Origin of the sequence: uncultured Corynebacterium sp. (assembly GCF_902489365.1) — a bacterium.
Classification (GTDB): Bacteria; Actinomycetota; Actinomycetes; order Mycobacteriales; family Mycobacteriaceae; genus Corynebacterium.
Genome location: NZ_CABTZR010000109.1, coordinates 1 through 5,812 on the forward strand (window position 1 = coordinate 1; position 5,812 = coordinate 5,812).

Below are 5,812 nucleotides of genomic sequence, written 5' to 3' on the forward strand. Positions count from 1 at the left end.
TCGAGGTCACCCAGATTTCCCGCCTCGACGGTGACAAGTCCACCGACAACGACCAGAACGTTGATTCCCGCAAGATCACCGTCAAGGACACCGGCAAGAAGGCCGAGGGCCTGTTCTAAGGAACACCCCTCGCCCCCTTCGGGGAGTGCAGCCCGCCGGCGCTTAGTCCGGTAGTGAGAGAGTGAGAGGAAACCCCCGACCGCCCCCATGCGGTCGGGGGTTTACGTTTCTCCGTGCCTAGCGGGCAGGGTTGTTATTCACGAGTGTCGCCGCAGCTGCTGCGATGCGCAGTTCGGAACACAGGCAATGCAGGTGATGCAGCGTTCCTTAGATATCCTGAGAGGATGCATTTCTCTCGCACCGCACTAGCGGGCCTTCTTTCGATGGGGCTGGTTCTTTCTCCTTCCCACACCCATCTCGCACACGCGCAGTCATCAGTTGAGTCCGCACACTCAATAGATTCGCTGAGCAGCGAAGTCACCAACATTGATCAGCACTCCTCTGTCCTCGATCCCATTGCGCTGGGCCCGCTGGCACCTGTGCTCTTCGCGGAGAATGTTTTTGCTGTATGGGGGCCACTAATCCAGCTGTTAAAGATTCCCATCGTGAAGCCAGAAGCCACGCGTCCACCGGCAACCGCCGCGCCGGCACAGCTGCGGGAGCTGCGGCATATCCAAGACAATGTGTGGGAACTTAAGGCCTATTCACCGGCCATGGACCGTGTCATCACCAACGACATCATTCTCCCACCGGGTGGATTGGAGAATACCCAGCCCCGCCCGACCTATTACCTGCTGGGCGGTGCAGGAGGAGGCGAGGACGCACTGTGGTGGGACGGCGGCGGAGCCTCCGAGTTTTTCCAAGACAAGCAGGTCAATGTCGTGTCTCCCCGCGGTGCGTATGGCTCGATGATGTCCGATTGGGCGCAGCCCCATGACACCCACGGAAAATACAAGTGGGCCACCTATCTGACCAAGGAGCTCCCGCAACTTATCGACTCCGAGTTTCACGGCAACGGTACTGACGGCATCGCGGGCGTGAGTAACTCTGGCGGCCCAGCGCTCGAACTTGCCACCTATGATCCGCGGTTCAAGGTGGCTGGTTCCATCTCCGGTTGCCCCTCGACCACGGGCGTTGTCGCGCAAGGCTTCGCGTGGGTCAGCGCGGCGTTCTACGGCACTGACCCGGCGCGCTCCTTTGGTCCGCCGTGGGATCCGGCGTGGGCTCGGCATTCGCCGGTTCTCAACCTCGATCAACAAAAGGGGCGAAAGACCTTCGTCATCGTCTCCCGTGGTGGCCCGGCAGACTTTGATGTCGACATTGAGGACTCACCGCTGCCTGCACTAGGCCTCAACGAGCGGTTGGATTATTGGTGCAGCTCCTATTACGCCAAGCAGGCCACCGCGGCTGGTGTGGATCTTGATTACTACGAGCTTCCGGAGGGGCGCCACACGTGGGAGCTGTTCCGACGCGAGCTGGCCATCAGTTGGGCCACGGTGGGCCCGGCCCTCGGCGTGGAGTAGCACGCCTAGTGCGCTCTTCGTGGCTGTTTCATGCCACGCTTCTCGCCACGCTTGTGCGCAGGCCCGCAGCGCCGAAGACCTAGATCACCGCACGTTGCATTAGCAAAATCAGCATCCATGAATGTCATGGATACGTGGGAACCCACACTTACGACAGGACCACTTCTCGGCATCGCCGCGGCTGCAATTGCGGTCATCCTGGTCCTTGTCATCTACTTCAAGGTGCATGCCTTCGTCACCCTCGTCACGGTCTCCGCGCTGACTGCGTTGGCCGCCGGCATCCCGCTGGACGGCGTGGTGCCCACCATGACGAGCGGCTTCGGATCGACGTTGGGTTCCGTAGCCTTGTTGGTGGGCTTGGGCGCCATGATCGGGCGGTTGGCGGAGACCTCCGGCGGTGCTAAGACGCTTGCCGACGCCCTCGTGAAACTCTTCGGCGAAGCCAAAGCCCCTTTGGCACTCGGCGTAGCTTCCCTCATCATGGGCTTTCCCATCTTCTTCGACGCGGGCCTCATGGTGATGCTGCCGGTCATCTTTGCCGTCGCCAGGCGCCTGGACGGCCCAGTCTTGGCCTATGACATTCCCGCGGCCGGTGCTTTCTCCGTCATGCACGTCTTCGTCCCACCGCACCCGGGGCCTGTTGCGGCCGGTGAGTTCTTCGGCGCGAACATCGGCCTGATCCTTATCTTCGGCCTCCTCGTCGCGCTGCCCACGTGGTATCTCTCCGGATACCGCTTCGGGCTCCATTTGGGCAAGAAGTACCCCTACCGCCTCGAGGAGGCCATAACCGGTGCGCTGGTCAGCGATGCCGAATTGCCGGATCGCCCGGCCTCCCCGTTCGCAGTTCTCAGCATCCTGCTCATCCCCATGGTCCTCATCTTTGGCAATACCGGGCTGACCACGCTGGGCACCGCTGGCCTGGTCGACCCCGCTGCCTCATGGGTGCGCTTCTTTATTTTCCTGGGGCAGACCCCGATCGCGCTGCTGATCACCACTCTTGCAGCGATGACCGTGCTGGGCCTGCGCCGTGGGGAAAGCAAGAGCGCCATCGAAAAGACCGTGGAGTCTTCGCTCGGTCCGATTTGTTCCGTCATCCTCATCACCGGCGCCGGCGGCATGTTCGGCGGGGTTCTGCGCACCAGCGGTATTGGTGACGCGCTGGCGGATTCCATGTCCGGACTCGGCGTCCCCGTTATCTTGGCCTGCTACCTCATCGCGGTCGCCCTGCGCCTAGCGCAAGGCTCAGCCACCGTTGCCCTCACCACGGCCGCCGCGCTCATGGCGCCCGCCGTCGAGGCCGGCGGCTTCAGCGAAATTCAGCTGGTCCTCATCACGCTCGCCACCGCGGCGGGCTCCGTCTTTGGCAGCCACGTCAATGACTCGGGTTTCTGGTTGGTCGGCCGGCTCATGGGCATGGACGTAGCCACCACGCTGCGGACATGGACAGTCAACCAGGCCCTGATTTCCGCGATCGGCTTCGGCGTTGTCCTCATCTTCTACGGCGCCGCCGCGCTGCTCTAGACCTGCAGGTACTCGGCTGCTGCGGCAGCAAGGTCCTCCGGGGCAGCGCTGACATCCAGCACGATGCCTGCTTCCTCTGGGCGCAGTTCCTCCAAGGTTTCGAACTGCGAATCAAGCAGGGATACAGGCATGAAGTGCCCAGAACGCTGGCTCATACGTTCCTTGAGCAGCTCGTAAGAGCCATGCAGGTGCACGAAAACCGTATCCGGTGCCGCGGCGCGGATGATGTCGCGGTAGGAGTGCTTGAGCGCGGAACAACCAACGATGGCGCCACCTTCTTGGTCCGCGAGGAAGCGCCCGATGGATTCGAGCCAGGGTTTCCGGTCATCGTCGTCAAGCGCCTGCCCCGAGGCCATCTTCTCGATGTTCGCCGCCGGGTGCATATCATCCCCATCCCGGAAGGGCAGGCCGGTGCGCTGCGCCAGCAACTCCCCGACCGTGGACTTACCGCAGCTTGAGACCCCCATGATCACCACGTGCTTGCGCATCATTCCTCCTTTAAACGCCACCCGATTTTACGCGCCACGCGCTACGCGAGGAAGCACGGCTGAGCGCAGTGCGACTTAGCCCAGTGGCCCGTAGCCAAAGTCGCCGCGCTGCACCTCGCCGCGGGCAGTTGGATCAAAAGTGGCACACAAAGCCGCCGCCACGTAGCGCACGCCGCCCTCCGGCGCGGAGGAGCCGACGCGCTCGGCGCAGTTCTCAAGAGCAGGCATGCCGATGCTCTGGCCCGGCATAGTCATGGAGAAGAAGGATGCCGCCATCATGGTGTTGCCATCGGCGCGCACGTATTCCGAGGAGCCCTTGATGGCCTGCCAGGCAATCGCCCCGACGGGATCGGTGCGGAACTGGTCCCGCTCAGTTTGGGTCAGCTCGGCATTGGCAGCGGGTACGGACAGCGATGCGACGAGGAGCGCAGCGCATGCTGCGAGGAAAGAAGACTTTTTCATAGCAATACTGTATCGCCCGTACCGTGGGGTTGTCCTGGAATTCCTTCGTTATTACCCAGAGGAATCATTTGTTGCGCGAAGGATGGAAGCGCGCAGCTGGCGTATCTCAGTGGGCCCCACGCGGCAGCACCCGCCCAGCAGGCTAGCGCCGGCAGCCACGAGATCCGTTGCAGCCTCAGCCAAACTCACCGCGCCAGCGGGGGCCGGCCGCCACTCATGGGCGCCGTGGTCCCAGAGTTCGCCGCTGTTGGGACAAGCTAACAACGGCTTATCGGTGGCTGCGCGCAGTGTCTTCACCACACCAAGTGCTTGGGGTGCACTCACGCAGTTCACACCCACGGCCCCCAGCCGTGGTGCCTGGTTGACCAGGTCGATAACACGCATGAGCTTGACCGGGTCAGCGGCAATGGCCCCGGTAATGCTCAGCGCGAAGGGCTTGGGCTGAGCCGACAGGAGCTCCAGCAGTACTGCAGCCTCATCGACGTTGGGGATGGTCTCGGCAAGCAAAAAGTCAGCGTCCGTATCCGCGAGCACCGCCACCCTGCGGGCATGCCAGCGGTACAGCTCCTCGCGGCTAAGGCCGTAGGCCCCGTCGTAGTCGGTGCCCTCACCTGGGCCTGCGCCATAAGGGCCGATAGATGCGGCGACCAAGTACTCCCCCGCTACACCGTGCTTGTCGACGACCCCGCCCGCCGCTTCCCGTGCCACAGCAACGCTGCGGCGCAGAAGTGTTTCCGCCTCCTCGCCGAGGACGTCAAAGGTGACTTGGTAGGAAGCCGTTGTGGCCACGTGGGCACCAGCGGCGAAGAAGTCAGCGTGGGCCGATCCGATGAGCGCTGGGTTCTCACGCAGCACTCGTGCCGACCACAACGGGCCGGAGATGTCGTGCCCCTGGGCTTCGAGGTGGGTTCCCAGGCCGCCATCGAGAAGCAGCGGCGCGGCTTGAAGGACCATGCGCATGAGCTTAGCAATGGCTTCCGCAGTCACCCCGCACCATTACGATAAGCCACCCCAATCGCTATATAAGTTTTCCTAATCTTTAGGCAATCCAAGCACCTTCTCTGACATCCATTCGCGCCTGTCACCACGATTTCCACGGGTCACGCCGCAGCGACACCCATAAGCGCAAGCTATACATTCACAGAAGATATCCATGCATTTGCCAAGAAATGGCCAAGGTTTTATCCATATTTAGCCCCCATTCACCTAAAAGGCCTGGATATAGGAATGCGATCCTGAACGGCCACCCCCACACATTACCCCCACTGGACAAAACTAAAGGCTTAATCTTTACAAAGTCAGGCCAAAGGTAGGGGAAATCTCAAGAAGCTTAAGAGACGGGCCATAAATAACAACAAACATAAGACTAAAGCTTAAAACTGCTGGTCATCTGGCCTTTCCACACCAAAGAGCGCTTTAATTTTAAGTGAAAGTACCGCTCGGTACGCGGCAGGAAAGCCGCCACTTAACCCTGAAGCAGAAAGAGGTGCCCATTATGTTCCGCCTCCGGTTTGGACACACCGCCACAAAGATCGTTGCCCCCATTGCTGCCGCCGCAGCACTCTTCGCCGGCTCCGTCAACGCCCCTGCTCAGGCTGTAAGTTCCTTCGGCACGTTCAACCCGGCCACGTTCGGTTTCACCGTCCCCGCAGCCGCAGGTCCGGTTGCCCCGGCACCGCAGACCTCCGCCAGCGTTCAGGGAATCATTAATCAGACTAATGCCCAGCGCGTGGCCAATGGCCTCGCACCGCTGCGCGTTGACCCGAGCCTGACCAACCTGGCGCAGGACTGGGCCAACACCTTGAGCCGCGATGGCAA

At 61.7% G+C, this 5,812-nt stretch carries 6 protein-coding genes; 3 read left to right on the forward strand and 3 right to left on the reverse strand.

Translation table 11 applies throughout. The features are described from left to right. Positions 1-344: 344 nt before the first annotated feature. A complete protein-coding gene (locus RDN59_RS11075) occupies positions 345-1,523 on the forward strand; it encodes an alpha/beta hydrolase family protein (protein WP_308607892.1) in 1,179 nt (392 codons plus the stop codon). Between the two features lie 126 nt (positions 1,524-1,649). Continuing rightward, complete coding sequence (locus RDN59_RS11080) at positions 1,650-3,044, forward strand: GntP family permease (protein WP_308607897.1); 1,395 nt, start codon at positions 1,650-1,652, stop codon at positions 3,042-3,044. Here RDN59_RS11080 and RDN59_RS11085 read toward each other — a convergent pair. The 3 genes from RDN59_RS11085 to mmuM all read right to left on the reverse strand — a co-directional run bounded on the left by RDN59_RS11085 (position 3,041) and on the right by mmuM (position 4,981). After that, the gene (locus RDN59_RS11085) at positions 3,041-3,535 is read right to left on the reverse strand and encodes a gluconokinase (protein WP_308607893.1); all 495 of its coding nucleotides are present in this window, start codon (positions 3,533-3,535) and stop codon (positions 3,041-3,043) included. The genes RDN59_RS11080 and RDN59_RS11085 overlap by 4 nt on opposite strands. A 72-nt stretch (positions 3,536-3,607) precedes the next feature. After that, positions 3,608-3,994, reverse strand: coding sequence for a hypothetical protein (locus RDN59_RS11090; protein ID WP_308607894.1), 387 nt, complete (start codon positions 3,992-3,994; stop codon positions 3,608-3,610). Positions 3,995-4,045: 51 nt separating this feature from the next. After that, positions 4,046-4,981 (reverse strand): homocysteine S-methyltransferase, encoded by a 936-nt coding sequence (gene mmuM, locus RDN59_RS11095; protein WP_308607895.1) that lies wholly within the window; start codon positions 4,979-4,981, stop codon positions 4,046-4,048. 508 nt (positions 4,982-5,489) lie between these two features. Here mmuM and RDN59_RS11100 point away from each other — a divergent pair. Further along, the coding region (locus RDN59_RS11100) for a CAP domain-containing protein (RefSeq protein WP_308607896.1) at positions 5,490-5,812 on the forward strand (323 nt) is incomplete at its 3' end.

Bases quoted from the DNA above. Each gene is read 5' to 3' on its own strand.
- RDN59_RS11075 (WP_308607892.1), top strand. From the start codon at position 345: ATGCATTTCTCTCGCACCGCACTAGCGGGCCTTCTTTCGATGGGGCTG.
- RDN59_RS11080 (WP_308607897.1), top strand. From the start codon at position 1,650: ATGGATACGTGGGAACCCACACTTACGACAGGACCACTTCTCGGCATC.
- RDN59_RS11085 (WP_308607893.1), bottom strand. From the start codon at position 3,535: ATGATGCGCAAGCACGTGGTGATCATGGGGGTCTCAAGCTGCGGTAAG.
- RDN59_RS11090 (WP_308607894.1), bottom strand. From the start codon at position 3,994: ATGAAAAAGTCTTCTTTCCTCGCAGCATGCGCTGCGCTCCTCGTCGCA.